The organism is Thalassovita sp., assembly GCF_965218685.1.
GTDB lineage: Bacteria > Pseudomonadota > Alphaproteobacteria > Rhodobacterales > Rhodobacteraceae > Thalassobius.
In genome coordinates, this window is the sequence record NZ_OZ244657.1 from 941,639 (window position 1) to 967,735 (window position 26,097).

At 59.5% G+C, this 26,097-nt stretch carries 24 protein-coding genes; 20 read left to right on the forward strand and 4 right to left on the reverse strand.

Going from position 1 to position 26,097, the window contains the following annotated elements; genetic code table 11:
- Window positions 1-2 precede the first annotated feature (2 nt).
- From ACOQOQ_RS04920 to nqrF, 5 genes are read left to right on the forward strand one after another with little or no spacing between them, the layout of a single operon-like run.
- Window positions 3-1,202 (forward strand): NADH:ubiquinone reductase (Na(+)-transporting) subunit B, encoded by a 1,200-nt coding sequence (locus ACOQOQ_RS04920; RefSeq protein WP_420569020.1) that lies wholly within the window; start codon window positions 3-5, stop codon window positions 1,200-1,202.
- A complete protein-coding gene (locus tag ACOQOQ_RS04925; RefSeq protein ID WP_420569021.1) occupies window positions 1,195-2,013 on the forward strand; it encodes a Na(+)-translocating NADH-quinone reductase subunit C in 819 nt (272 codons plus the stop codon). The genes ACOQOQ_RS04920 and ACOQOQ_RS04925 overlap by 8 nt, the downstream gene beginning before the upstream one ends.
- Entirely contained in the window at window positions 2,013-2,666 is a 654-nt protein-coding gene (locus tag ACOQOQ_RS04930) for an NADH:ubiquinone reductase (Na(+)-transporting) subunit D (protein ID WP_420569022.1), read from the forward strand. The genes ACOQOQ_RS04925 and ACOQOQ_RS04930 overlap by 1 nt, the downstream gene beginning before the upstream one ends.
- Window positions 2,666-3,274: an NADH:ubiquinone reductase (Na(+)-transporting) subunit E gene (nqrE, locus tag ACOQOQ_RS04935; RefSeq protein ID WP_420569023.1), complete on the forward strand. Its 609-nt coding sequence runs from the start codon at window positions 2,666-2,668 to the stop codon at window positions 3,272-3,274. Before ACOQOQ_RS04930 ends, nqrE begins: the two co-directional genes overlap by 1 nt.
- 12 nt (window positions 3,275-3,286) lie before the next feature.
- On the forward strand, window positions 3,287-4,510 hold the full coding sequence (gene nqrF, locus ACOQOQ_RS04940; RefSeq protein WP_420569024.1) for an NADH:ubiquinone reductase (Na(+)-transporting) subunit F: 1,224 nt from the start codon (window positions 3,287-3,289) through the stop codon (window positions 4,508-4,510).
- A 258-nt stretch (window positions 4,511-4,768) separates the two neighbouring features.
- Here nqrF and ACOQOQ_RS04945 read toward each other — a convergent pair whose 3' ends face one another.
- A complete protein-coding gene (locus ACOQOQ_RS04945; RefSeq protein ID WP_420569025.1) occupies window positions 4,769-7,558 on the reverse strand; it encodes a bifunctional aconitate hydratase 2/2-methylisocitrate dehydratase in 2,790 nt (929 codons plus the stop codon).
- A 365-nt stretch (window positions 7,559-7,923) separates the two neighbouring features.
- Between ACOQOQ_RS04945 and ACOQOQ_RS04950 the strand changes: the two genes are divergently transcribed.
- Window positions 7,924-8,196: a hypothetical protein gene (locus tag ACOQOQ_RS04950; RefSeq protein WP_420569026.1), complete on the forward strand. Its 273-nt coding sequence runs from the start codon at window positions 7,924-7,926 to the stop codon at window positions 8,194-8,196.
- A gap of 53 nt (window positions 8,197-8,249) precedes the next feature.
- Here ACOQOQ_RS04950 and ACOQOQ_RS04955 read toward each other — a convergent pair whose 3' ends face one another.
- Together ACOQOQ_RS04955 and ACOQOQ_RS04960 are read right to left on the reverse strand one after the other, a co-directional pair.
- On the reverse strand, window positions 8,250-9,290 hold the full coding sequence (locus ACOQOQ_RS04955; protein WP_420569027.1) for a TRAP transporter substrate-binding protein: 1,041 nt from the start codon (window positions 9,288-9,290) through the stop codon (window positions 8,250-8,252).
- A 55-nt stretch (window positions 9,291-9,345) separates the two neighbouring features.
- The gene (locus tag ACOQOQ_RS04960; RefSeq protein WP_420569028.1) at window positions 9,346-12,087 is read right to left on the reverse strand and encodes a benzoate-CoA ligase family protein; all 2,742 of its coding nucleotides are present in this window, start codon (window positions 12,085-12,087) and stop codon (window positions 9,346-9,348) included.
- Window positions 12,088-12,174: 87 nt separating this feature from the next.
- Here ACOQOQ_RS04960 and ACOQOQ_RS04965 point away from each other — a divergent pair, with 87 nt between their 5' ends.
- The 3 genes from ACOQOQ_RS04965 to ACOQOQ_RS04975 all read left to right on the forward strand — a co-directional run bounded on the left by ACOQOQ_RS04965 (window position 12,175) and on the right by ACOQOQ_RS04975 (window position 14,177).
- Entirely contained in the window at window positions 12,175-12,585 is a 411-nt protein-coding gene (locus ACOQOQ_RS04965) for an acyl-CoA thioesterase (RefSeq protein WP_420569029.1), read from the forward strand.
- A complete protein-coding gene (locus tag ACOQOQ_RS04970) occupies window positions 12,578-13,366 on the forward strand; it encodes an IclR family transcriptional regulator (protein WP_420569030.1) in 789 nt (262 codons plus the stop codon). Before ACOQOQ_RS04965 ends, ACOQOQ_RS04970 begins: the two co-directional genes overlap by 8 nt.
- A 325-nt stretch (window positions 13,367-13,691) precedes the next feature.
- The gene (locus ACOQOQ_RS04975) at window positions 13,692-14,177 is read left to right on the forward strand and encodes a hypothetical protein (protein WP_420569031.1); all 486 of its coding nucleotides are present in this window, start codon (window positions 13,692-13,694) and stop codon (window positions 14,175-14,177) included.
- A gap of 10 nt (window positions 14,178-14,187) precedes the next feature.
- Here the strand turns inward: ACOQOQ_RS04975 and ACOQOQ_RS04980 are convergent, their stop codons facing one another.
- The gene (locus tag ACOQOQ_RS04980) at window positions 14,188-14,511 is read right to left on the reverse strand and encodes a hypothetical protein (protein ID WP_420569032.1); all 324 of its coding nucleotides are present in this window, start codon (window positions 14,509-14,511) and stop codon (window positions 14,188-14,190) included.
- Between the two features lie 227 nt (window positions 14,512-14,738).
- Between ACOQOQ_RS04980 and ACOQOQ_RS04985 the strand changes: the two genes are divergently transcribed.
- Genes ACOQOQ_RS04985 through ACOQOQ_RS05035 form a run of 11 tightly spaced genes read left to right on the forward strand, consistent with a single transcriptional unit; the run spans window position 14,739 to window position 26,096 of the window.
- Window positions 14,739-15,749 (forward strand): NAD-dependent epimerase/dehydratase family protein, encoded by a 1,011-nt coding sequence (locus tag ACOQOQ_RS04985; protein ID WP_420569033.1) that lies wholly within the window; start codon window positions 14,739-14,741, stop codon window positions 15,747-15,749.
- Between the two features lie 41 nt (window positions 15,750-15,790).
- Window positions 15,791-17,062: a Vi polysaccharide biosynthesis UDP-N-acetylglucosamine C-6 dehydrogenase TviB gene (gene tviB, locus ACOQOQ_RS04990; RefSeq protein ID WP_420569034.1), complete on the forward strand. Its 1,272-nt coding sequence runs from the start codon at window positions 15,791-15,793 to the stop codon at window positions 17,060-17,062.
- A 19-nt stretch (window positions 17,063-17,081) separates the two neighbouring features.
- Complete coding sequence (locus tag ACOQOQ_RS04995) at window positions 17,082-18,425, forward strand: polysaccharide biosynthesis C-terminal domain-containing protein (RefSeq protein WP_420569035.1); 1,344 nt, start codon at window positions 17,082-17,084, stop codon at window positions 18,423-18,425.
- Window positions 18,422-19,315 (forward strand): sulfotransferase domain-containing protein, encoded by an 894-nt coding sequence (locus ACOQOQ_RS05000; RefSeq protein ID WP_420569036.1) that lies wholly within the window; start codon window positions 18,422-18,424, stop codon window positions 19,313-19,315. Before ACOQOQ_RS04995 ends, ACOQOQ_RS05000 begins: the two co-directional genes overlap by 4 nt.
- Window positions 19,308-19,535 (forward strand): hypothetical protein, encoded by a 228-nt coding sequence (locus ACOQOQ_RS05005; protein WP_420569037.1) that lies wholly within the window; start codon window positions 19,308-19,310, stop codon window positions 19,533-19,535. Before ACOQOQ_RS05000 ends, ACOQOQ_RS05005 begins: the two co-directional genes overlap by 8 nt.
- Window positions 19,532-20,614 carry a glycosyltransferase family 4 protein gene (locus ACOQOQ_RS05010; protein ID WP_420569038.1) on the forward strand — a complete coding sequence of 361 codons (1,083 nt, stop codon included), beginning with the start codon at window positions 19,532-19,534 and terminating at the stop codon, window positions 20,612-20,614. Before ACOQOQ_RS05005 ends, ACOQOQ_RS05010 begins: the two co-directional genes overlap by 4 nt.
- Window positions 20,611-21,810 (forward strand): glycosyltransferase, encoded by a 1,200-nt coding sequence (locus ACOQOQ_RS05015; protein ID WP_420569039.1) that lies wholly within the window; start codon window positions 20,611-20,613, stop codon window positions 21,808-21,810. The genes ACOQOQ_RS05010 and ACOQOQ_RS05015 overlap by 4 nt, the downstream gene beginning before the upstream one ends.
- Window positions 21,807-22,904: a glycosyltransferase family 4 protein gene (locus ACOQOQ_RS05020; RefSeq protein WP_420569040.1), complete on the forward strand. Its 1,098-nt coding sequence runs from the start codon at window positions 21,807-21,809 to the stop codon at window positions 22,902-22,904. Before ACOQOQ_RS05015 ends, ACOQOQ_RS05020 begins: the two co-directional genes overlap by 4 nt.
- Window positions 22,901-24,079: a hypothetical protein gene (locus ACOQOQ_RS05025; protein WP_420569041.1), complete on the forward strand. Its 1,179-nt coding sequence runs from the start codon at window positions 22,901-22,903 to the stop codon at window positions 24,077-24,079. Before ACOQOQ_RS05020 ends, ACOQOQ_RS05025 begins: the two co-directional genes overlap by 4 nt.
- Window positions 24,076-25,038, forward strand: coding sequence for a polysaccharide deacetylase family protein (locus ACOQOQ_RS05030; protein WP_420569042.1), 963 nt, complete (start codon window positions 24,076-24,078; stop codon window positions 25,036-25,038). Before ACOQOQ_RS05025 ends, ACOQOQ_RS05030 begins: the two co-directional genes overlap by 4 nt.
- Window positions 25,032-26,096, forward strand: coding sequence for an EpsG family protein (locus ACOQOQ_RS05035; protein ID WP_420569043.1), 1,065 nt, complete (start codon window positions 25,032-25,034; stop codon window positions 26,094-26,096). The genes ACOQOQ_RS05030 and ACOQOQ_RS05035 overlap by 7 nt, the downstream gene beginning before the upstream one ends.
- Window position 26,097 lies beyond the last annotated feature (1 nt).

Consider the following 26,097-nt stretch of genomic DNA (forward strand, 5'->3'; position numbering starts at 1 on the left):
CCATGGGACTGCGTAACTTCTTTGATCGGATCGAGCCGCAATTCGAAAAAGGCGGCAAGTACGAGAAATACTTCCCCATCTACGAGATGGTCGAAAGTTTTCTGTACACCCCGAAGACCGTAACCACCGTTGCGCCCCACGCGCGTTCCTATGTGGATATGAAGCGGATCATGACCTATGTCGTGATTGCCACGATCCCCTGTATCCTGATGGCGCTGTATAACACCGGCTATCAAACCAACATGGCGATTGCCGAGTTTGGTGCCTCGGGCTGGCGTGCTGCGATCATCGACGCGCTGGGTATCGGCTTCAACGCTGCGAACCCGTTGGCGAATATGCTGCACGGGCTGATGTATTTCCTGCCAGTTTATATCGTGACGCTGGTTGCGGGCGGTATCTTCGAGGTGATCTTTGCCACCATCCGCAAACACGAGGTGAACGAGGGTTTCCTTGTGTCCTCGATGCTGTACGCGCTGATCGTTCCGGCCACCACACCGCTGTGGCAGGTCGCGCTGGGCATCATCTTTGGCGTCGTGATCGGCAAAGAGGTTTTTGGCGGCACTGGCAAGAACTTCCTGAACCCCGCTCTGACGGGTCGGGCGTTCCTGTACTTTGCCTATCCCGCTCAGCTGTCGGGCGACAGCGTCTGGGTGCCGGTTGACGGGTTCACCGGCGCGACCGCGCTGGCTGTGTCCGCATCGGAAGGTTATCAGAACCTGGCCGCCCACGGCATGAGCTGGTGGGACAGCTTCTATGGCTTTATCCCCGGTTCAATGGGCGAAACCTCGACCTTGGCCGCGCTGATCGGCTTGGCCTTCCTGCTGTTCACCAAGATTGCCAACTACCGGATGGTTGTCGGCTGTCTGGCCGGGATGATCGGGTTTTCGTTGCTGCTGAACTGGATCGGGTCGGACACCAACCCGATGTTCGCGATGCCATGGTATTGGCACCTGGTGCTGGGCGGCTATGCCTTTGGCCTGGTTTTCATGGTGACCGAGCCTGTTTCGGGCGCACACACCAATATGGGCCGCTACTTCTATGGTGCGCTGATCGGGTTCATGGTGGTGATGATCCGCGTTGTGAACCCCGCCTTCCCCGAAGGCATGATGCTGGCCATCCTGTTCGGCAACGTTTTCGCACCCCTGATCGACTATTTCGTCGTTCAGGCCAACATTAAACGCAGGGCAAAGCGACATGGCTGACAACAACCAGACCCCCGCCGAAGCCAAGGGTTTCATCCGCCGTTTTCTGGATGCTCCGCCTGACACCGTAGGTAAGACGATTTTCGTTGCCGTAGCGGTTTGTCTGGTTGCGTCGATCGTCGTGTCGGCCGCCGCAGTGGCGCTGCGCCCGATGCAGGCTGTCAACGCGCTTAAGGACAAGCAGATCAACATTCTGCAGGTCGCGGGCATCTATGATCCCGCACAGGACGTGGTCGAGGCTTTCGCTGCCTTCGAACCGCAAATCCTGGAGCTGGAGACCGGCGTCTTCACCGATCAGTTCGACCCGGCCTCTTTTGATGACCGCGACGCAGCTGACGATCCGGCGACCTCGGTCGCACTGGCCGACGATCCGGCTGGCATTGGCCGTCAGGGCAAGTTTGTCACTGTTTACCTGCTGCGCGACGAGGTCGGCGCCATCGACAAGGTGATCCTGCCGATCCATGGCTATGGCCTGTGGTCCACCCTCTATGGCTTCATCGCGCTGGAGGAGAACGGCAACGATATCTTCGGGCTGCAGTTCTATGAACACGCCGAAACGCCCGGTCTGGGCGCCGAGGTGGACAACCCGCGCTGGAAAGCCTTGTGGAACGGCAAGAAGCTGGCCGATGAAAACGGCAAGCTGCAGATCAGCGTGACCAAAACGGTCCCGGCTGCTGGCCCCGAGCATCACATCGATGCGCTGGCCGGTGCAACGCTGACCACGGCCGGCGTCCACAACCTGGTGAACTTCTGGATGGGGGAGGCGGGCTATGCCCGATTCCTTGAGAACCTGAAAGCGGGGAATATCTAATGGCACACAAGCGCAGAGAAATGCTGGTCGATCCGCTGGTCGACAACAACCCGATCACGCTGCAGGTGCTGGGCATTTGTTCGGCCCTGGCTGTGACCTCGTCCTTGCAGGTGGCCTTTGTGATGGCCATCGCGGTGACACTGGTGACGGCGTTTTCGTCCATGTTCATCTCGATGATCCGCAGCCAGATCCCCGGTTCGATCCGGATCATCGTGCAGATGGTGATCATCGCGTCGCTGGTGATCCTGGTGGACCAGATGCTCAAGGCCTATGCCTTTGAGATTTCAAAAACGCTGTCGGTGTTCGTGGGCCTGATCATCACCAACTGTATCGTGATGGGCCGCGCCGAGGCGTTTGCGATGAAAAACCCGCCGATCGACAGTTTCATCGACGGTATCGGCAACGGTCTGGGCTATGGATTGATCCTGATGCTGGTCGGTGTCATCCGCGAGCTGTTCGGTTCCGGCAGCCTGTTTGGTGTCACCATTCTGGAGACAGTCAACAACGGTGGCTGGTACGTGCCCAACGGCCTGCTGCTGCTGCCACCCTCGGCCTTCTTCATCATCGGTCTGATCATCTGGGCCTTCCGCACCTGGAAGCCCGGTCAGGTCGAAGAGCGCGAGTACAAAATTCAAACGGTGGAGGGACACTGATGGAAGGTCTCATCTCACTTGCGGTCAAGGCGATCTTTGTTGAAAACCTGGCCCTGTCCTTCTTTCTGGGCATGTGTACGTTCATCGCGGTGTCGAAAAAGATCTCGACGGCGATCGGTCTGGGTATCTCGGTTATGGTCGTGCAGGCGATTACCGTGCCAGCCAACAATCTGATCCTGTCGTACCTACTGGCGCCCGGTGCGTTGGCTTGGGCGGGCTTTCCGGATGTCGATCTGACCTTTCTGGGCCTGATCTCGTATATCGGGGTGATCGCGGCGCTGGTTCAGATCCTGGAGATGGTTCTGGATAAGTATTTCCCGCCCCTCTACAACGCCTTGGGTGTTTTCCTGCCCCTGATCACCGTGAACTGCGCCATCCTGGGTGGGTCGCTGTTCATGGTCGAGCGTGGCTATAACTTCACCGAGGCTGCCACCTATGGCGTTTCCTCGGGCTTTGGTTGGGCCCTGGCCATCACCGCGATGGCGGGTGTGCGGGAAAAGCTGAAATACTCTGATATCCCTGACGGGCTTCAGGGCCTGGGCATCACCTTCATCACCGCAGGTCTGATGGCTTTGGCCTTCATGTCCTTCTCTGGCGTGAAACTCTGAGGATCCAAAGTTATGGAAACATTCGGCCTTGGAATCGTTCTGTTCACTCTGATCGTCCTTGCCCTTGTGACGATCATTCTGGCCGCGCGGTCAAAATTGGTGTCCAGCGGCGACGTGAATATCACCATTAATGGCGAGAAAACCATCGCGGTGCCCGCCGGTGGCAAACTGCTGCAAACGCTGGCGGAACAGAAACTGTTCGTCCCGTCGGCTTGTGGCGGCGGCGGAACCTGTGCGCAGTGTCGGGTAAGGATCCACTCGGGTGGCGGTTCGATCCTGCCCACCGAGGAAAGCCATATCACCAAGCGAGAAGCGGCATGTGGCGACCGCCTGTCCTGTCAGGTTGCGGTCAAGCAGGACATGGAAATCGAAGTCCCCGAGGAAGTGTTCGGCGTCAAAAAGTGGGAATGCACCGTACGTTCTAACGACAACGTCGCGACCTTCATCAAGGCGCTGGTGCTGGAACTGCCCGAAGGCGAGGACGTGAACTTCCGTGCGGGTGGCTACATCCAGATCGAAGCGCCTGCGCATCAGTTGAAGTACACCGAGTTCGACGTGCAGGAAGAATACCGCGAAGACTGGGACAAGTTTAACCTGTGGCAGTATGACTCCACGGTGGCTGAGCCGATTGAACGCGCCTATTCGATGGCCAACTATCCGGACGAAAAAGGCATCATCATGCTGAACGTCCGTGTCGCTTCACCGCCTCCAGGCTCGACGGGTATTCCCGCTGGTCAGATGTCCTCGTACATCTTCAACCTGAAACCCGGTGATAAAGTCACCATCTCCGGCCCGTTCGGCGAATTCTTCGCCCGCGAGACTGAAAAGGAAATGGTTTTCATCGGTGGTGGTGCCGGCATGGCCCCCATGCGGTCGCATATCTTTGATCAGCTTAAGCGCCTGAAAAACAAAGATCGCAAGATCACCTTCTGGTACGGCGCGCGCTCGAAGAAAGAGATGTTCTTTGTTGAGGATTTCGACGAACTGGCCGCCGAGTTCCCCAACTTCACCTGGCACGTGGCTCTGTCCGATGCCCTGCCCGAGGATGACTGGGGTGGCTACACAGGCTTTATCCACAACGTTCTGTACGAGGAATACCTCAAGAACCACCCGGCGCCCGAGGATTGCGAATACTACATGTGTGGCCCGCCCATCATGAACCAGTCGGTGATCAACATGCTCTTGGATCTGGGCGTTGATCGCGAAGACATCATGCTGGATGATTTCGGCGGATAAGACATCGAAAACCGGCCTGAGATTTCAGGTCGGTTTTTCTTTGACTCGGGGGAGGTGTGGAATCCTCCTGCGGATGTGCGTAAATATCCTGAAAGAAGCGGTTTGTTGATCGGTCCGTAAGGCAACGCGGTTCAGATCTGAGGGTCAATACCCTCTCATTTTACCGCGCATCTGCTGGGAAATCAAAGGGCTGCCTAACAAAAAAGAAGCGCCCTTTTTGGGGGCGCTTCTTTCGTTTTTCCAGATCTGGCCTGAGCCTTAGAAGTGGACGGAACGTGCGGTGCCTGGGATTTCCTTTGGGGGTGCGAACTTGGTCAGGTCGATGCCTTCGACGGCGGTTTTGTACTCTTCCAGGGTCGGGGTGCGGCCCAGGATGGCTGACAGGACCACGACCGGGGTCGAGGCCAGCAGGGATTCGCCTTTCTTGTCGGGGGCATCGCCCACCACGCGGCCCTGGAACAGGCGGGTCGAGGTGGCCAGGACGGTGTCGCCCTTGGCAGCCTTTTCCTGGTTGCCCATGCACAGGTTACAGCCCGGACGCTCCAGGTACAGGATGTTCTCGTACTCGGTGCGGGCGTTGGTTTTCGGCGCCGCGTCGTCGAACTCGAAGCCCGAGTATTTCTCCAGAACTTCCCAGTCGCCCTCTTCCTTCAGCTCATCGATGATGTTGTAGGTCGGGGCGGCCACGACCAGCGGGGCCTTGAACTCGACCTTGCCGGTGGCTTTTTCCAGGTTCTTGAGCATCTGCGCCACGATCTTCATGTCGCCCTTGTGCACCATGCACGAGCCGACAAAGCCCAGGTCCACATGCTTTTCAGCCTTGTAGTACGAGATCGGGCGGATCGTGTCATGGGTATAACGCTTGGACACGTCGATGTTGTTGACGTCCGGGTCCGCGATCATCGGTTCGACGATCTGGTCCAGATCGACCACGACCTCGGCAAAATACTTGGCGTTGGCATCCGGCGTCAGGGCCGGCTTTTCACCCGACCTGATCTCGGCGATCCGCTTGTCCGCCTTGGCGATCAGACCAGCCAGCAGCTGTGCCTCGTTGTCCATGCCCTTGTCGATCATGATCTGGATGCGGCTCTTGGCCAGTTCCAGAGACCCGATCAGCGTCTCGTCATTCGAGATACAGACCGAAGCCTTGGCTTTCATCTCGGCGGTCCAGTCGGTGAAGGTAAAGGCCTGGTCGGCCAGCAGGGTGCCGATATGCACTTCGATCACCCGACCCTGGAAGACGTTGTCGCCATGCTGCGCCAGCATCTGCGCCTGGGTGGCGTGCACCACGTCGCGGAAGTCCATGTGGTCAGCCATCTGGCCCTTGAAGGTCACCTTGACCGATTCCGGGATCGGCATCGACGCCTCGCCGGTGGCCAGCGCCAGCGCCACGGTGCCACTGTCCGCACCAAAGGCTACGCCCTTGGACATACGGGTGTGGCTGTCGCCGCCGATGATGATGTCCCAGTCATCCACGGTGATGTCGTTCAGCACCTTGTGAATCACGTCGGTCATCGCGTGGTATTTACCTTTGGGATCGCGCGCCGTGATCAGGCCAAAGGAGTTCATGAAGGCCATCAGCTTGGGGATGTTGGCCTGTGCCTTCAGGTCCCAAACCGACGCGGTGTGACAGCCCGACTGGTACCCAACGTCCAGCGAGGGCGAGATCACGGTGGCCGCCATGGCCTCCAGTTCCTGCGCGGTCATCGGGCCGGTGGTGTCCTGGCTGCCAACAACATTCACCTGAACACGCACGTCCGAGCCAGCATGCAGCGTCTTGCCCGGGGTCGCGCCGCGGGCGTTGCGGTTGAAGATCTTCTCGACCGCGGTCAGGCCCTGGCCTTCGATCGATACTTCTTTCGACGGCGCGTAGGCCGATTTCAGGTCCTGGCCCAGGGCCTCGGCTGCGAATGTCTGCAGCTTCTTGCCAAAGACCACGGCGTAGGAACCGCCAGCCTTGATGAACTCGACCTTCTGAGGGGTCAGCGAGGACGAGATGTCGACCAGCTCGGTGCCGTCGGCGTCGTACAGTTTCTTGTCCTTGGTGTTGATGGTCAGAACCTTGCCGGTCTCAACCGAATAGGCCTGCTCCAGCACCGGATCGCCATTGTCATCCAGAACGGTGTTGCCGTCCGCGTCGACCTTCTTGACCCAGTTCTTCAGGTCAATGCCGATGCCGCCGGTCACGCCAACGGTGGTCAGGAAGATCGGCGAGATGCCGTTGGTGCCGGCCACAACGGGGGCGATGTTCACGAAGGGAACATAGGGGCTGGCCTGTTTGCCGGTCCACAGCGCCACGTTGTTCACACCAGACATCCGCGACGAGCCAACACCCATCGTGCCTTTTTCCGCGATCAGCATGACGCGGGCGCCGGGGTTGGCCTCTTGCAGGGCAACGATTTCACCCTGAGCTTCGGGGGTGATCATGCACTTGCCATGCAACTCGCGGTCAGCACGGCTGTGGGCCTCGGCGCCGGGCGACAGAAGGTCGGTCGAGATATCACCCTCGGCGGCGATATAGGTGACAACCTTGATCTCTTCATCGATGTCCGGCAGCTTGGTGAAGAACTCGGCCTTGGCATAGCTGTCCAGGATATCGGTCGCCACGGCATTGCCTGCGGCGTGGGCCTCGGACAGGCGATCCATGTCCGCTTCGTACAGGAATACCTGGGTCTTCAGAACCTCGGCTGCCTGACCGGCCAGCGCCGCATCATCCCCAAGCGCCACATCCAGCAGAACCGCAATCGAGGGGCCGCCCTTCATGTGCGACAAAAGCTCGAACGCGAAATCAGGCGTGATCTCGGCAACAGTCTCGGTGCCAAGAATGATGTCCTTCAAAAACGCCGCCTTCACAACGGCCGCGCTCGTGGTGCCGGGCAGCGTGTTGTAAATGAAATGCTGCAAAGAGTCCGCGCGATACTCGTTCCCGGTATCCTTGATCTGCGCGATCAACGCCCCAACCAGGGCACCATCGTCGATAGGCTTGGGATGCAATCCCTGATCTTTACGGGTCTCGATCTCGGTAAGGTAATCTGTGTACAAGCTCATGTTGATTCCGGCGTCTGAGATTAAGATTAAAGCTTGAATGCCGGGCTTCAGATTTGACTGGCGAGCCCGGTAAAGCTGGTTGCATGCCGTGGTATACCAAAAGGGCCAAAGAAGCAAGATACAGGTTGGTGACAAGCGCACCGATTTGCATCCGCTTCCCCGTTCCTAGAGCCACGAGGGTGAAGGAATGGTTGTCTATAGGAGCCGAATCTGCAACCAATCAAGGCTTTTCTGTCAAACGCGCGCTATGCCGCAAGCCGCCTTTGATCAGGGGATACGCCCGTGGTTTCGGATTGGTATTGCGAACCCGGCGCGAAAGGCGTTGCATGAACTTGGTTTCACTTGGAGCTCACCGGTGAAGAAAGATGACGACAGCTTCGTCTGACGTCAAAATTCCAACCAAAGCCCTGATCGGTAACATCACACTGGCTATTCTGGTGACGCCAATCTTTAACGCCTCACGCGGCAGTTTGCTTTGGCCGATGCTGTTCCATTCGCAGCTGATCAATCCGTTCTGGCCGGATGCGCAGCCCTATGACACCTGGATTTTGGTAGCGGTGACCGTGGTTGTGATCTGGTGGAACCGGGATGCAATGCTGCATCGTAAGGGCGCAGTCACACAAGTTGTGCCATCTTAAAAAGCAAGGCCGACCCGAAGGCCGGCCTTACCCCCACGGGATGACGGGAGGAATTACTTCCCGTCGGTGTGTTTCTGGATCAGCGCCTTGGCCTCGGCCAGCAACGCGGCCCCGTCAATGCCCTTGGCGGTGACGTCTTTGACCCAGCGATCATAGACAGGCTGAGCGAAGGCCTTCCATTTCTCGCTGTCGTCTGCCGAAATGGTGATCACCGTATTGCCTGCGTCCACAGCCTTTTGGCGGGCGGGGCCGTCGGCGCTGGCTTGCTGGGACCCTGCAAAGGCCGAGAACTCGATGCCCGAGTTGGCGTCGAACACCGCCTTGATGTCCTCGGGCAGGCTTTCATAGCGATCCTTGTTCATCGCCAGAGTGAAGGTCAGCGTATAAAATGCATAGCCTTCCGCGAACTCGGTGTGATTGCCCACCAGTTCAGGCACTTTAAGGGCGGTCGTAACCTCCCACGGGATCACAGCGCCGTCGATCACACCCTTGGACAGGGCCTCGGGGATGGCGGTGACGGGCATACCGATCGGAACAGCACCCAGGTTTTCCAGCAAGAACCCGGCCATGCGGCTGGGGATGCGGAACTTCATCCCGGTCATGTCCTCCATCGTGCGGACGGGCTTGTTGGTATGCAGCATACCCGGCCCATGGACCCAGGCACCGATCAGGTGGACATTGCGATAGTCGGTGTCCTTCATCTCTTTCTCGAACAGCTCCCAATACGCGCGGCTGGTTGCCTCGGCATTGGTCATCAGGAAGGGCAGTTCAAACACTTCCGATCGCGGGAAACGTCCGGGGGTAAAACCGTTCACCGTCCAGGCCAGATCCACGATGCCGTCTTGCACCTGGTCCATAAGTTGGGGCGGTTTGCCGCCCAGTTGCATCGAGGGGTAATGTTCGATCTTCACCCGCCCGTTAGTGCCGGCCTCGATCCGTTTGATCCATTCGTCCAGCACCAGGCGCGGGACATTGGCCTGCTGCGGCAGGAATTGGTGGAGCTTCAGTGTGATGTCCGCAGCCATCGCCTGGCTGGCGATCAAGGCTGTTGCGGCGGTCAGGCCCGCAAGGACCGTGCGTCGAAATGTGTTCATCGTTTCCTCCCTGAATGAACATGTTTGGCCCGGCGCAGAACGCCGGGTCCGTTGGTCACGCAGCCTTGTTGGCTGTCATTTGGATCAAAGCCTGCCTGTCAATCTTGCCCGTTCCCGTTTTGGGCAGCTCATCGACATAGTCGAACAGACGCGGGGCCTTGAACGGTGTCAGTACGGATTTGACATAGTCGCGCAGGTGGTTGGTTTCCCCGTACCCGGCCTCGCATCCCGGTTTCAGGGCGACCACCGCGCGCAAGGCCATCCGCTTGTCCCCCAGCTCTTGCGCCAGAACGGCGCATTCGTGCACGTCCGGGTGTTCGTTCAGGCAGCGTTCGACCTCAAGCGGCCAGACCCATTGGCCGGATACCTTGATCAGCTCGTCCGCTCGACCCTGGAAGTAGAAATACCCATCCTTCTCGATGAAACGATCCCCGGTATAGATCCACTCGCCCCGCATCGCGTCGGCGGTTTTGTCCGGGCGGTTCCAGTAACACGGGGCCGAGGAATGTCCGCGCACGAACATCACGCCCTCTTCTCCGGGTTTGGCGGGTTGTCCATCTGGGGCTTCCAGCCGTACTTCGTATCCCGGAACCCGCGCGCCTGCCGCGCCAAGGCGGTGGTCGTCCAGGGTATTCGACAGATAAACATGCAGCATCTCGGTCGAACCCAGCCCTTCGGTCGGGCCGTGCCCGGCAAGGGATTTCCACGCGTTGTAGACGTCCTCGGACAAAATTTCAGCCGCCGACATGGATTGCCGTAACGAGGACAGATCACGATTGGCAACCCCTTCCGTTCGGGCCAGCGCGGTATACAGCGTTGGCAGACCGAACAGCACGCTGGGCCGATAGATTTCGATCGCGTCCAGAACGGCATCGGGGCGGGGCTGACCCGGCATCAGCAGGACCGTTGCCCCCACCGCATAGGGGAAGGTGACCGAGTTGCCAAAGCCATAGGCGAAATAAGTTTTCGGCACCGAAAAGGCGATGTCATCCGGCTGCAGCTTCAGCACGTGTTCGCCAAAGGACTTCTGCGTATAGGCCATGTCGTGATGCAAATGGACGATCCCTTTGGGACGCCCCGTAGATCCCGAGGAATACATCCAGAACGCCATGTCATCGGGGCCGGTATCGGCGCAACTCAGCACGGCGGACTGCCCGGCCAGGAAATCCTGATCCGAAAAGCAATCGCCTGCGGTTCCATTCACCGTGATGATGGTTTGCAGATCTGTGCCAGCAATAGTGGAGCCGGCGAAAACCGGGGCCAGCTCGGCCTCGGTCACCGTGAACCGCGCGCCGCTGTCCTTGAGGAAGTAGTTCAACACGTCAGGCTTGGTCTGGATATTCAGCAAAACAGGGACAAACCCGGCCCGAACCGCGCCAAAGAACGCGGCGGGATACGAAGGCGTGTCGTCCAGGAAAAACGCGATCCGTTCGCCGCGTTGCAGCCCGGCTTGGGTGAAAGCGTTGCCCCATTTGGCCGCTTCGGCGATCAGCTGGGCATAGGTCAGACAGCCCTTGGGGCCAATGACGGCCAGTTTTTCAGGATTGCGTGTTCCGTTCTGCCACAGGATTTCGGAACAATTGGGATGATCGGCGGCATCAAAGCCGATCTCCGCGGCCCCCGGTACACCTGCAGGTACCGGGTCAGCGATAGGGTCCGGTTGGGACTCCTTATAGGCATCATATTCTGCCATAAACTGAGGCGTGATCTGGCGCATCCGTTCCATGTCCACGCGGCCGGACCGAGTGAGATAGTTGAACGCGAAATCCAGCGGGGGCAGGGCCATTTTCTGGCCAAAGGTTTCATACCAGGTGGCCGAGGTATTGGCCGCATCCACGATTTTCTTGGCGACGGGCGGGCGTTCAGCCTGATAGGCCTCCAATGCTTTGTTGACATCGCCGTGCGTTTTCAGCGCGTGAACCAGCGCGATGGCATCTTCCATCGCCAGCCGTGTCCCGGACCCGATCGAGAAATGGGCCGTATGCACGGCATCCCCCAGAATGGCCGTTTTGGGGGCAATCCAGCTTTCGCACCAAAGTCGCGGGAACTGCCGCCACATGGATTTGTTGATGACCAGATCGGTGCCTTTCAGCACGTCCTTGAACAGCTCGCCACACAGTTTGGCGCTTTCCTCTTCGCTCATCTGATCAAAGCCATAGGCTTGATACACGTCGTCGCTGCATTCCACGATGAATGTGCTGCGACCCGGGGCATAGCGATAATGGTGCGCGTTCAGCGGGCCCTTATCGGTTTCGATGAAGGTTTGGGTCAGCGTGTCAAACGGCACCGTCGCACCGAACCAAGCGAAATGGTTGTCGAAGTTCTCGATTTTGGGCTTGAAGTGCTGCTCCAGCGATTGCCGCGCAAGCGAGTTCAGACCATCCGCGCCAATCACCAGGTCAGCCTCAAGTTCGTCCAAGGATTGGATGTGCGTGTTAAACCGAATGGGCACGCCCAGGGCGCGGGCGCGGTCCTTAAGGATCTCGATCAGCTCCAGACGACCGATGGCGGTAAAGCCGACGCCATCCAGGGTCACCTGACCATCAGGCAGGTTCAGCGTCATGTTCTGCCACCGCTCCATCTGGGGAACGATCAGGTCATGGGTTTCGGGGTCGTCGGCCTTAAGAAACTCCAGCGCGCGGTCGGAAAACACCACACCAAAGCCAAAGGTCGCGCCCTCGGGGTTCTGCTCGGTTACGCGGACCTGCACGTCCGGCAACAGCCGTCGGATCAGAATTGCGGTGTAAAGACCGGCCGGTCCCCCGCCAAGAATTTCAATGCTGGAAAGCTGTGACATGATCTCTCCCATAATCTGTCGACTTTCATATAGGGCTAGGGTAGAATTACAAATAACGCAATAAATTTTATAATATGGAAAAAAGAGATGATGCATAATCTAACCCATACGGTCACTTTCGGGGACTGTGATCCCGCGGGAATAGTGTTTTATCCCAACAGCTTCCGATGGATGGATGCCTGTTTTCACGACATGCTGGCCCGAGCCGGGGGACATGCAGGGCTTTGCAAGGAAATCGGATCAGTTGGTATAGGTCTTGCGGACGCCTCGGCGCAGTTCAGGTCTCCGATGATGGATCGCGACGCCCTGTCGATTCGCCTTTTGGGCATCGAATGGGGCGCCCGCGCACTGACCGCGCGCTATGAAACCTGCGTGGGCGAGCGGCTGTGCTTTACAGGCACCGAGGTGCGGTGCATTTTCAAGAAAACGGACAAGGGCATAAGCGCGGATACCACGGACGCGCTGCGAGCCCTGTTAGAGGAGCGATTGAATGGCTGACGAACAGGGTGCCGGACAGGGGATCAAATCACTGGATTCGGCGCTAAGCGTCCTTCTTCATCTTGGTTCGCTCAGCGGTCCTTCCAGCCTGACCGAGATCGCTCGGGTTTGCAGTATGCCGCCCAGCAAGGTGCACCGCTATCTGGCTTCGTTCATTCAGGCGGGGCTGGTCCGGCAAGAGGGACGTTCGGGGCAGTATGATCTGGGGCCGGGGGCGCTGCAGCTGGGTCTGTCCGCCATGTCGCGCCACGATTTCGTTAATTCAGCGGCGGATGGGTTGCCGGCCTTGGCCGCCCAAACCGGTGTGACGGTGCTGCTGGCGGTCTGGGGCACCGAGGGCGCGACGGTCGTGCGCTGGCAACGTGGCGAGATCCCGGCCGTGACCTCGATGGGGTTAGGGACCACGCTGCCGTTGCTCAACTCGGCCACGGGGCGCGCGTTCCTGGCCTGGGCGCCGGAAGGCGCGATTGCGACTCAACGCGAAAAAGAACTGCGCCGCGCCGTGCGAAACCCCGGCATTCTGGTCGATGTCGCGGCAAATAAAACCGGGCTGAACGCACTGGTTGCCCAGATCAAGGCAGACGGTTTCGCCCATGTCCGCGGCGAGTATATTCCCGGCCTTGTGGCTGTCGCGGCCCCGATTTTGGATTGGCAGCACGAGGCTCAGGCGGTGATCACTTTGGTCGGTATCGACCCGGCCATGGCCGAGCCTGGCTCGGAAGCCGTGCAGGTTTTACGAGAATTTTGCCTGGAAAAATCGATGACCCGGCGCTTGGACTAGGCTCCAGCCCTCTCTCACACGGAATTTGAATCAGCGTGACAGGAAATCTGTCGGCGCCAATATCCTGTGTTTATGGCCAATCCAGCCCATTTGAGTGGATTGGGGCGCAATTGGGGCAGAAAAAAGGCAACCACATTAACTTTAAGAAAAATTAAGTTCTTTAAAAATCAACTAGATAGATAAAAACTTGGATTTTGCATTGTGACAAAAAAGTGGCCAGCATCGCTGTGGCTGACGTAAGGTCGGCTTGTCTGTACACCAAATATGACCACGAAACGGGTGCGCGGCAGTGGGGGCTGCCAAGCTGATCCGTGGAAAGGCTGACATGAAACTTCTGACTGCGCGCAGCTGCCTGCGCAGGTCTCTGGCTTTGGCCCTGAGTCTTGGGCTGATGATCTCTGGTTCCCTGATGCCGTCTGACGCCCGGGCGCAACAGAACTCGATGCTGGTGCGTGTTGTTCAAAATGATCGGGGTGGTGTGGTCGGTAACCGGGCGAAAGAGATCGCGAAAATCCAGGCGCGCCATCAACGGGTCGAGATCCGCGGCAAGGTCTGCCTGTCTTCGTGCACGATGTATCTGGGGGCTGGCGATGTTTGCGTGGACCCCAGCACCAAGTTCGGATTTCACGGCCCCAGCTTCTATGGCAAGTCGCTAGAGCCGCATCAGTTTGAATATTGGTCTGCTGTCATTGCCTCGTACTATCCGGCGCGTTTGCGCGAATGGTACATGTCTGAAGGGCGCTATAAATCCGATGGCTATTACACCATGTACGGCGCACAGCTGATCAGGCTTGGCATCGCTCAGTGCTGACGCCGCCGCGTTACTGCGTGTCCGAAGAACTGGAGCCACCGACCAGAACGCCAACGACAACAGCGCCGCCACCGATACCGACAAGGCCACCAAGCCCGCCAAGCAAGGGCACGAAGTTTGTTGCCTCGCCCACATCAGCCGGAGCGGCCGCGCCACCTTCGCACAGCACGCCGATATTGCCGTGTCGGCGCCATTCAGCGCGCAAAACCTTGAGGTCTCCGCACATGCGGCTTTCTTCGGCGATACGCATCGCTTCTTGCGGTGTGCGGGGTTGCGCGATGGCAGGCATTGCCAGCACGACCACCGCAAGGGTCGTCAGAGTTCTGAAAAACATGCTCGATCTCCGTTATCGTTGCCCAAGCATAACACGATTATCCACTTGGTTGAATGTATCACCCGAACTCTGGGCCATTTCATGACCATGGTGTGTTTTCCCGACCATTTGGCCCATATCGATGATTGCAATTGCTCCCTCGCTTGTGCGATTCTGTCCTCAGAAATAAGACAGCCCCGGGTTCACGGGGCGTGAATACAGGCAAATCGTTGGGATGATTGTTTAATATGCGCCGCGTGCTAATTACCGGTACGGCCGGGTTTATCGGATTCCACTTGGCCAAACGGCTGTTAAGCGAGGGGTTTCAGGTCCACGGCTACGACGCGGTCACTGATTACTATGACGTCAACCTCAAGAATCGTCGCCACGCGATGCTTGAAGAAAACCCCAACTTCTCGGTCACCATTGGGCGGCTGGAAGACATGGAGCTGTTGACCAAAACCTTTGACGATTTCCAACCGCAGATCGTCGTGCACCTGGCGGCGCAAGCCGGGGTGCGTCACAGCCTGGAATTCCCGCGCACCTACGTAGACAGCAACATCGTGGGCACCTTCAACGTGATGGAGAACGCCCGGCGGCAGAAGATCGACCACCTGTTGATGGCGTCGACCAGCTCGGTCTATGGCGCGAACGAGGATATGCCGTTCATCGAAACGGAAAAGGCGGACACGCAGTTGACGATCTACTCGGCCTCGAAAAAAGCGACCGAGAGCATGGGACATTCCTATGCCCATCTTTACGATCTGCCGGTCACCATGTTCCGGTTTTTCAGTGTCTATGGCACGTGGGGCCGCCCGGATTTGGCGTTGTTCCTGTTCGTGGACGCGATTCTGGATGGACGCCCGATCAACATCTTCAATAACGGGGAAATGGCACGCGATTTCACCTATGTTGACGACCTGGTGCGCGCGATCCAGCTGTTGATGGATGCCGTGCCCGTGCGTCCCGAGGACAGAGTTGTGCCCGAGGGCGACAGTCTTAGTCCGGTCGCGCCCTATCGGATCGTCAACATCGGAAACTCGGAACAAATCCGCCTGCTGGATTTCATTGAAGAGATCGAAAAATGTCTGGGGCAAAAGGCGATCCGCAACTACATGGGCATGCAAACCGGTGATGTGCCTGCTGCCTGGGCTGACACCAGCCTGCTGCGGCGGCTGACAGGGTATCAACCGAAAACCGATTATCGCGATGGGATTGCGCGGTTCGTCGAATGGTTCCGGGATTACTATCAGAAATAACCCAAGCGACCGCCAATAACAGAACAACGGGGCAGAGGGCGATGACAACAGGGACAAAGAAAATCGCGGTAATCGGGCTGGGCTATGTTGGCCTGCCCCTGGCCGTCGAATTCGGCAAACAGCGGCCCGTCGTTGGCTTTGATATCAAGACTGACCGGATCGCAGAACTGCGCGCGGGCAATGACACCACGCTTGAGGTCAGCGCTGAAGAACTGGCCGAGGCAAGCCAGCTGAGCGTTACCACCGACCCGGCCGATCTGGCCGATTGCCAGATCTATATCGTCACCGTACCCACGCCGATTGATGCCCATAAACGCCCCAACCTGACGCCGTTGATCAAGGCCTCGGAAACAGTTGGGTCGGTGCTGAAGAAGGGCGACATTGTCATCTACGAAAGCACGGTCTACCCCGGCGCCACCGAAGAAGATTGCGTGCCGGTGCTCGAGCGAGCCTCGGGGCTGACGTTCAACAAGGACTTCTTTGCTGGCTACAGTCCCGAGCGGATCAACCCCGGAGACAAACAGCACCGGCTGCCGGATATCCTGAAGGTCACGTCCGGCTCGACCCCTGAGATCGCCGCCGAGATTGACGCGCTATATGCGCAGGTGGTCACCGCTGGCACCTATATGGCCGAATCCATCCGTGTGGCCGAAGCCGCGAAGGTGATCGAGAACACTCAGCGGGATCTGAACATTGCGCTGGTGAATGAACTGGCGATCATCTTTGGCAAGATGGGCATTGATACCGAGGCGGTGCTGAAAGCCGCCGGAACCAAGTGGAATTTCCTGCCTTTCCGCCCCGGCTTGGTGGGCGGGCACTGTATCGGCGTGGATCCGTATTATCTGACCCACAAGGCCGAGGCCGAAGGGTATCACCCCCAAGTAATCCTTGCCGGGCGCCGGATCAACGACGGGATGGGCGCCTATGCTGCCGGGCAGATGGTGAAAGCCATGCTGCGCCAGAAAATCCAGGTGAACGGTGCACGGGCGCTGGTGATGGGGTTGGCCTTCAAGGAAAACTGCCCTGATCTGCGCAACACCCGCGTGGTTGATCTGATCGCCGAGCTTGAAACTTTTGGCGTGCAAGTGGATGTGCACGATCCCTGGGTCAGCAACACCGAGGCCGAGGCGGAATATGGAATCTCTCTGACCGAGGAGCCGGGACAAGATTACGACGGTGTTGTCCTGGCCGTCGCGCACAGCCAGTTCCGCGATATGGGCGCCCAGAAAATCCGCGCGCTGGGGGCCAAGGACAGCGTGTTCTTTGACCTTAAGAACGTTTTTGATCTTGCCGACAGTGATCTGAGGCTCTGACCCAGAAAGGCCCCGACCGATGAAACCCGCAGACACTCGTATCTCAGGACAGGGCTTTGGTTCCGTCTTGCGTACGCGCTTGGTGCGGGCGGGACTGGGCACGGCCGCGCTTAGGGTGATCGGCTTGGCGCTGACGCTGGGAACTTCGGTTCTGTTGGCGCGGGTCATGGGCCCCGAGGGCCTTGGAACCTATACGCTGGCATTTGCCGCCATCAGCCTGCTGGGCATTCCGGTACAGATGGGGATACCGGCGCTGGTGCTGCGCGAGACTGCCCGGGCGCAAGCAGTGGCCGATTGGCCCCGACTGCGCGGTATCTGGTTCTGGGCCACGCGGCGGATCTTGCTGGTGTCGGCGCTTATCGCGCTGAGCGTGGTGGTTGCGGTATTTACCTTGCCGGTTTTACCCGATGGCGCCCGTTCAGTTTTCCTGTTGGGTATACCGCTTATCCCGGTCATTGCCCTGTCGCAGATCCGAGCGGCCGCTCTGCGGGGCCTGGGCCGTGTGATCTGGGGGCAGTTGCCTGAAATCCTGATACGCCCGGCTTTGCTGGTGCTGCTGGTTCTGGCCTGCACTGCGGTGGTGACTCTGACGCCACGGCTGGTTATGGGGCTGCACCTGGTCGCCGCGGCGATTGCCTTTACCGTCGGGATGGCGCTGTTGATGCGCGCGCGTCCGGCCGAGTTGCTTCAGGGGGGCGAGCGTCAGATTGATCCCACATGGGCCCGTGCCGTGTTGTCCTTGGCGCTGATCGCCGGGGCGCAAAGCATCACCGCGAACGCCGATTTCCTTATGCTTGGTTGGTGGCAATCTGAACAGCAAGTCGGCGTCTACAAGGTCGCGACCTCGGGGGCTTCGCTGACAGTGGCAGGTTTGGGCGTGTTGGCGATGATCACCAACCCGCGTTTCGCAGCGCTGCATCAAACCGGAGATTCCCGCCAGCTGGCCCGTCTTGCTGCCTATGCTGCGGTCCTGGGCTTTGCTGCCGCGCTGCCGGTGCTGGTGATCTTTGCCATCTGGGGCGCGCCGATCCTGTCCGCAGTCTTTGGTCCGGCATTTGCGGGCGGAGCCGCGGCAATGCTGATCTTGACCGCAGGTCAAACCCTAAGTGCTTTTTTTGGGGCCTGCATCGGCCTGTTGAACATGACCGGGCACGAGCGCCAGGCCATGCGAGGGGTGCTGATCTCGGCCCTTTTGAACGTGGCGCTGAACGTGGCCCTGATCCCCCCGTTCGGGATCGAGGGCGCGGCAGTGGCGACCTTGATTTCCACCGCGGTCTGGAACCTGCTGCTTTGGTGGTCGGTGCGCCGTCACCTTGGGCTGGACAGCTCGGTCCTGGGGCTTTGGTCTTGGAGACGCGCATGACCGCCAGACCCAACTTCTTTATCGTCGGAGCCCCAAAATGCGGAACAACCGCCTGGGCCGAGTATCTGAGGACGCATCCCCAAATCGGTTTTGCCCGGCAAAAAGAGCCACACTATTTCAACACCGATTTCCCGGATTTTCGCTGGGCCCGAAGTCAGGCCGACTATCTGTCCTTTTTCGAAGGATGCGAGGGCAAGACGGCGATCGGAGAGGCGTCGGTCATGTATCTCTATTCGTCCGAGGCCGCTGCGAATATCGCTCGGTTTGACCCGGGCGCGAAGATCCTGATCTTTCTGCGCGACCCGGTGCGTTTCCTGCCATCCTACCACAACCAGCTACTGTTGAACCTGGACGAGGATATCCGCGACTTTGGCCAGGCATGGGCGCTTTCGGGGGAGCGCGCGAAAGCGCTGCCCTCGACTTGTCGGGATGCCAAATTCCTGGACTATCCCGCAGCCGCGCGTTTTGCGCAGCAAATTCAGCGGTACCGCGCGCATTTCCCAGACGCTCAGATCAAGATCCTGCGGATGGAAGAATGGAAGCCGAATCCACGTGCTGCGTACTTGGACGTGCTTGAATTTCTGGGCCTGCCCGATGACGGCCGAGTTGATTTTCCGGTGATCCATAAGGCCAAGCATCATTCCTCAGGGGCGGTGGCCAAGCTGATCCAGCGCCCCCCCGGTTGGGCGCTGCGTGTGGCGGCAGCAGTCCGTCGGGTGCTTGGGTTGAAACGACTGGGGCTGTCCAAGCTGCTGCGCCGAATGAATACCGGTACAGGCTATGCGAAAAGGGACGAGGAGAACGCAGAGCTGCAGGACGAAATCCGCGCCGCACTGGCCGAAGATCAGGCTCTGTTACAGCAGATTTTCAAGGAGCGCTCGCATGGCTGAGTTTCGCAGTGTTCTGCGCCGTATTGCAAGCCGGGTCTCACGATTGCGCGGCCGGACGCGGGTATTGCTGGCCCCCAACGTGACGGCAGGCGCGCGGATGCGTACGGGCCAGGGCACGCAGATCACCGTTAAGTTCGGCCAGCTGCAGATGGGTGAAGGCGTCTTCGTCGGCGTCGGCACCATCATAACCGCGCGGCTGCTGACGGACGGTGCCCCATGAAGGTTCTGCACGTCATCGACAGTCTGGGACGCGGCGGTGCTGAAACGGTGTTGCTGACGCTGCTGCCCTCTTTGCGGGCCCAAGGTTGCGCGGTCGAGGTCGCGGTGCGGCGCCCTCCGTATGATCTGGAGCCTGAGCTGACAGCGCTGGGCATTCGCGTGCATCGGCTGCCTTTGCTGGGGAAATGGGCGCTTCGGCGACAGGCACGGGCCCTGGCTGCGTTGGCCGGCCGGACAGGCGCCCAGATCGTTCACGCTCATCTGTACTTCCCAGCGGTGACGACAGCCTTGATGCGAGTGCTGCGCCTTAGCCCAGCGCGCTGTTTTGTGACTTTCCACAACCTTGCCTACGCCGGGGCCAACCGCGGGGGGGCGGGGCTGTGGTTAAAAAAACGACTGGCCTCATGGCTGTATCCGCGCGGATTTGACGGAATGTTTGGTGTCTCGCAGGCCGTTGCGCAGCACTATGAGCAGGCGCTGGGTCTGGCGGGTGTTCAGGTGCTGCCGAACCCGATTGATCTGCCTGCTGATCCGTCAACGGTGGTACGCGCAACCCCGCCTTTTCGGTTGGTCCTGCCGGGTCGCTTGGTGCCTGAAAAGGGACATGCCGACTTGATCAAGGCGCTGGGGTTGCTGGATGTTCCGACCCAGACGACCTTCTGCGGCGGAGGACCACTGCAAGAAGTTTTGGCCGCGCAGGCGCCAGATATCCGCATCACCGGCCCGTTGAATCACGCCCAGATGATGCAAGAGATCGCGCAGGCCGATCTGGTTATCGTGCCCTCTCGGTTCGAGGGGTTCGGGCTGACTGCTCTTGAAGCGATGGCGCTGTCACGGCCCGTGATCGCCTCGACTGCCGGGGGGCTGCCCGAGGTTCTGGGGGGCGCTGGCGTTCTGGTCCCGCCGCGTGATCCGCAGGCGCTGGCCGCAGCGATCAACGATCTGCTAAGCGACCCAGACCGACGCCAGACTCTTGGACAAGCCGCCCGCCAACGCGCCCAAACGCATTTCTCGGCGTCGGCGATTGCCGGAAAATTGCTGGAATATTATCGCCAGGCACTGTCAAAGGAGCACCCATGACTCGGGCTCTTTATATTACCTATACCGGCCTTCTTGATCCGCTGGGTCAAAGCCAAGTGCTGCAGTATGTGCTGGGGCTTTCCCAACGCCACCATATGGTCGTGCTTAGCTATGAAAAGCCCGAAAACCTGACCGACACCGCACGGCTGGCCGAGCTTGAGGACCGCCTGAAGGCTGCTGGTGTGACGTGGCACCGGCGAATTTGGCACCGCAAGCCGGGCATTCCGGCGACGATCTATGACATCAACCGGGGGATCGCCCAGGCGACGCGGATCGTGCGCGAGGAAGACATACAACTGGTGCATTGCCGCAGCTATATCGGCTCGATGATCGGGTTGGCGGTGAAAAAGCGCACGGGGGCCAAGCTGATTTTCGACATGCGGGGCTTCTGGCCAGACGAGCGGGTCGAGGGTGGTATCTGGCGCGCGGGCTCGCTGCCTTATCGGTATTTCAAACGGATCGAACGCAAGCTGTTCCAACAGGCCGATCACGTGGTGTCCTTGACCCGTGCGGGCGTGCGAGAGATCGCTGCCATGCCGTATTTGACGGGCCGGATGCCGCCTGTGTCGGTGATCCCGACCTGCACCAACCTGGATATGTTCCATCCAGTGCCGACCGCGCGTCGGGGGTTTACGCTGGGCTATGTCGGTTCGGTCGGCAGTTGGTACATGTTCACCGAGGTCGCACAGGCCGTAGCCCGACTGTTTGAAATGCGCCCCGATGCGCGGTTCCTGGTGATCAACAAAGGAGGCCACGATCTGATCCGATCCGAGCTGGAAAAAGCCGGGGTTGACCTTTCTCGAGTGGAAATCCGGCAAGTGCCGTTCGATCAAGTGGCCGAGCAGATCGGCCGCATGGACGCGGGCATTTTCTTTATCAAACCGGTCTGGTCCAAGCGCGCATCGTGCCCCACGCGGATGGGCGAGTTTCTGGCCTGCGGCAAGCCCTGCCTGGCCAATGCCGGTTGCGGGGATGTCGAAGAGGATTTCGCCCAGACCCAAACCGGTGTGACGCTGCCCTCGACCGATGATCAGGGTGTGGACTTGTCCGGGCTGGATGCCGCGCTTGAGCAGCTGATCGCCTTGTCCACGGACCCGAAGATGCAGACCCGCTGCCGGAGCGCGGCCGAAGAACGGTTCTCGCTTGGTGGCGCGATCGAGGAGTATGACAGCATCTACCAAAGGCTTGCCGAATGACCCAGCGCCCGCTCAAGGTTCTGTTTCTGACGCGCTATCCGGTGCAGGGTGCCTCGTCCCGGTATCGGGTGTTTCAGTATCTGCCCTTTCTGGAAAAGTTGGGGGTGCAGGCGGATGTGCAAAGCCTGATGGATGCGGACATGTACGCCCTGTCCACGCAGCCCGGTCAGACAATGCGCAAGATTTGGGCTACAGTGTGCGCCGTTGCCCGGCGTCTTTGGGCGCTGCGCAAATGGCGTCAGTACGACCTGATCTATCTACAGCGCGAGCTTTTGCCCTTTGGCCCACCCATCATTGAGCGTTGGCTGAAACGGCGCGGCGCGGTGGTGATGTTTGACTATGACGACGCCTTGTTCATTCACAAATCCAGCCGCTACACGCCGCTGGCTAGCCTGGTCCGTTCGCCTGATAAGGTGCGGCAGCTGTTCACGATCGTTGATTGCACAGTGGCCGGAAACAACTGGCTGCGCGACGCTGCACGGGCCGACGGCGGCGTGGCTGAAACGCTGGAGGTGGCCGAGGATACCGCGCGAATCCCGATGCATGCGCCGCATACGAATGATCGGCCAGTGACGATCGGTTGGCTTGGCTCGCCCTCGACTGTGAAATATCTGCACCTGATCGCGCCGGTGTTGCGGGATATCGCGGCTCGCTTCCCTGACGTTCGTTTCCGCATCATGGGCGGCGGAAATTTTTGCATGGAGGGCGTGCCGTGGCAGCTGTCCGACTGGTCGATCGAGGCTGAGCTGGAGGCCCTGGCGGATTTCGACATTGGCCTGATGCCTTTGCCGTCCGAAGATTGGGCCAAGGGCAAATCGGGGGGCAAAGCGCGCACCTATATGGCCGCCGGCGTTGTGCCTGTGTGCGCTGCGATCGGGTACAACAATGAACTGCTGACGGACGGGCAAACCGGGTTCCTGTGCGCCTCGCCCGAGGATTGGACCCGCGCGCTTGAGGCGGCCTTGGACGATGCGCAGCTTCGGCAGCGCATCGCATCTGCAGCGCGGGCCGAAGTAGAAACCCGCTTTGATCTGGAAGCGACCGCTGGCAAGATGCGTCAACTGTTCGACCGGGTACTGGAGGCTCGCTCATGACGGAAGCGCTGCCTCCGGCCATTGTGATGGGCCTTTCGCCCACCGGGCTGCACGTGGTCCGTACGCTGGGCCGTGCGGGGGTGCATGTTACCGGCGTGGCGGACGGATCGCAGGCGGGCGGGACCTCGCGGTATTGTCGGCGGGTGATCTATGGCTCGGCCGCTGAAAAGATCGACAAGATCTGCGCCGCCTTTCCCGAGGGCGGCGAAAAACCCGTGCTGATCGCGACTTCGGATCAGGATGTCGACCTGATCATGGAGAACGCGCAGATGCTGGCACGCCATGTTCGGTTTCAGCCCAGTTACGCAGACGGGCTGGCGCGACAGATCATGGACAAAGAGCGGTTTTATCAGCTGTGTCAGGCGCACGGCGTGGCTTATCCCCGCTTATGGTCCGGCACCAAGGCCCAGATCCTGGGCTTCGCCGACCAGATCGGCTTTCCCTGCCTGATCAAGCCTGCGTTGATCCAACTTCTCAAGGGGCGCATGGGCGGCCAAAAAGGATGGATCGCGCGTGATGCTCTTGAGTTTGACCGGAAAGTCGCCCGCATCCCCTCGGACGCGGGGACGCTGCTGGTGCAAGAGATCGTGGAAGGCCCTGAAAGCAACATCACCCTTTGGTGCGGGCACCTGTCGGGGCAGGGCGTGCAGAACGGTTGTACCGCGCGCAAGCTGCGGCAATATCCGCCGGGGTTTGGCTCGGCTTCGTTGGTGCAAAGCCATGCCGAACCCGACAGCGCCGGGATTGCCGAAACCTTGCTTAGCTCCCTAGGATACCAAGGCACTGCCGCTGCCGAGTTCAAGCGCGGACCAGATGGCGAACTGAAGATCATCGAGATCAACGTCCGCCCGTCGCTGTGGTTCTCGGTCACGGATCCGGCGGGGCGGCCTACGGTACTGTCCGCCTATCGCGATCTGGCGGGGCTGTCGCCGTTGCCTCAGCAGGCGCAGGTTGACGGCGTTCGTTGGCGCTATGCTCTGAAGGATCTGTATTCGCGGCTTTTCTATATCTTCAAATCCGGCTTTGTCCTGCCTGCCCCGGACATACGGGCCGCTGGCCCCGCGCAAAGACGCACATGGGCGGTTTTCGCCTGGGACGACCCGGTGCCCGCCTTGGCCGAGTTACGCAACTTCGCTGAAAAGGCTCTAAACCGCCTGAAAAGAGGCCGCAGATGAGCGGGCGGTTGGTCATATCCCTTGATTTCGAGCTGATGTGGGGTGTGCGCGATCATCGCTCGGTTGCGGGCTACGGTGACGCGGTTCTGGGCGCGCGCAAGGCGATTCCCCAGATACTGAGCCTGTTCAGTCAGCACGGCATCAACGCCACATGGGCCACCGTTGGCTTGCTGTTCGCCCGCACCCGTGACGAGATGCACGCCTTTGCCCCAAGTATCCGGCCTAGCTATGACAATGCGACATTGTCGCCTTATCCGGCGCTGGATCAGATCGGCGCGACCGAGGCCGCGGACCCCCTGCATTTCGGCCGCAGCCTGTTGGATCAGATCGCTGCCACCCCCGGTCAAGAGATCGCGACCCACACCTTTGGCCATGTATATGCGCTGGAGCCCGGCATGACCCCCGACGCCTGGCGCGCCGACCTGCAGGCAGCCATCGCCATTGCGCGGCAGGCGGGGCACCAGATGCGATCCATCGTTTTTCCGCGCAACCAGATGGGGGCGCAGCATGTCTCGATCTGCCAAGAACTGGGTCTGACCGTGATCCGAGGCAACGCGCCGGGCGCGGTTTATCGACCCCGTTCGGGGGACGAGCTGACCCTGTCGGTGCGGGCGCTGCGCTATCTGGATGGTGCGCTGCCCCTGCTAGGGTCCACAAGCTTTGAGCTGCCGGGAAAAGGCGCAGTGGTGGACGTGCCGGCCTCGCGGTTTCTGCGCCCCTGGAACCCGCGTTTTCCGCTGTATTCGAGCCTGCATCAGAGACGAATTAAGCGTGAAATGACCCAGGCGGCCAAGGCGGGTAAGGGCTATCACCTGTGGTGGCACCCCCATAACATGGGCCGCGACACACAGCGCAATATGGACCAACTTGATGCCATCCTAAGCCACTTTTCAAAGTTGCGGGCGCGGTTTGATTTTCAAAGCGTCAGCATGGGCGCATTCGGAGGCAGCGCATGCTGACTTACCTGACCGTGTTCACCGTCATTGCGCTGCTGGGGTTGTCGATCCCGGATCGGCGCTCTTTGGCGACGTTGCTGACCATCTGCCTGTTCATGCTGTGGTTCATGGGCGCGCGCTATATCGTTGGGTGCGATTTCAAGGCCTACTTCCTGCGCTATCACGACATCCTGCCGGGGCTTTACCTGACCGAGATTTTCGGCGAGCAAGAGCCCGGATTTGCCCTGATGTCCGCGATCCTAAAGACATTGGGGGCGCATTACATGTGGGTGAACATCTGTGCGTCAGCGCTGATGGTTGCAGGGTACTTTATTTTCGCCCGCGCGCATCGCAGCCCGATCATGATAATCGCGCTGCTGTTTCCGGTGAACATCGTTCAGCTGGGCATGTCAGGTATCCGTCAGGGCGTGGCCGTGTCTGCGCTGATGGTGGCCTCGGTGTTTTTCATGAAGGGGCGCGGCTGGATGACGGCGCTGATGATCGTGCTGGGCGCGCAGTTCCACAGCTCGTTGATCATGTTCCTGCCATTGGCCTTCATGGCCGGCCGCAAGGTCAGCATCGGGCGGATTGTGTTCGGCGTGCTGCTTCTGACGCCGGTCGCGATGTACATGCTAAGCGACCGTCTGGACGTGTATGCCGACCGCTATATCGAGCAAAACTTTGGCGCAATCACCTCGAGCGGGGCAGTCATTCGCTATGCGATCATCATGATTCCGCAGGTGTTTTTCCTGTTCTACCATCGTCGCATCCAAGAGCAGTTTCCCGAGGTTTACAGTCTGCTCAAGGTGTTCGTGATCATCAGCTTCAGCCTGATGCCGCTGGCAGTTTTTTCGTCCATCGCGCTGCACCGGATCAATTTCTATGTGATGCCGTTCAGTATCCTCAGCTTTGTCTACCTTTCGTGGTGCATTTTTCCGAAACGGCAGGTGCTTCTGGGCCGGGCAATTCCTGCGATGATCTATGGGACGTACCAGTTGACATGGTTCATGACCTCGTCCCACGCCGAGGCGTGCTATATCCCGTATCGCAGCTTCAGTTTTCTCATGCTGACGGGGGCCTAGG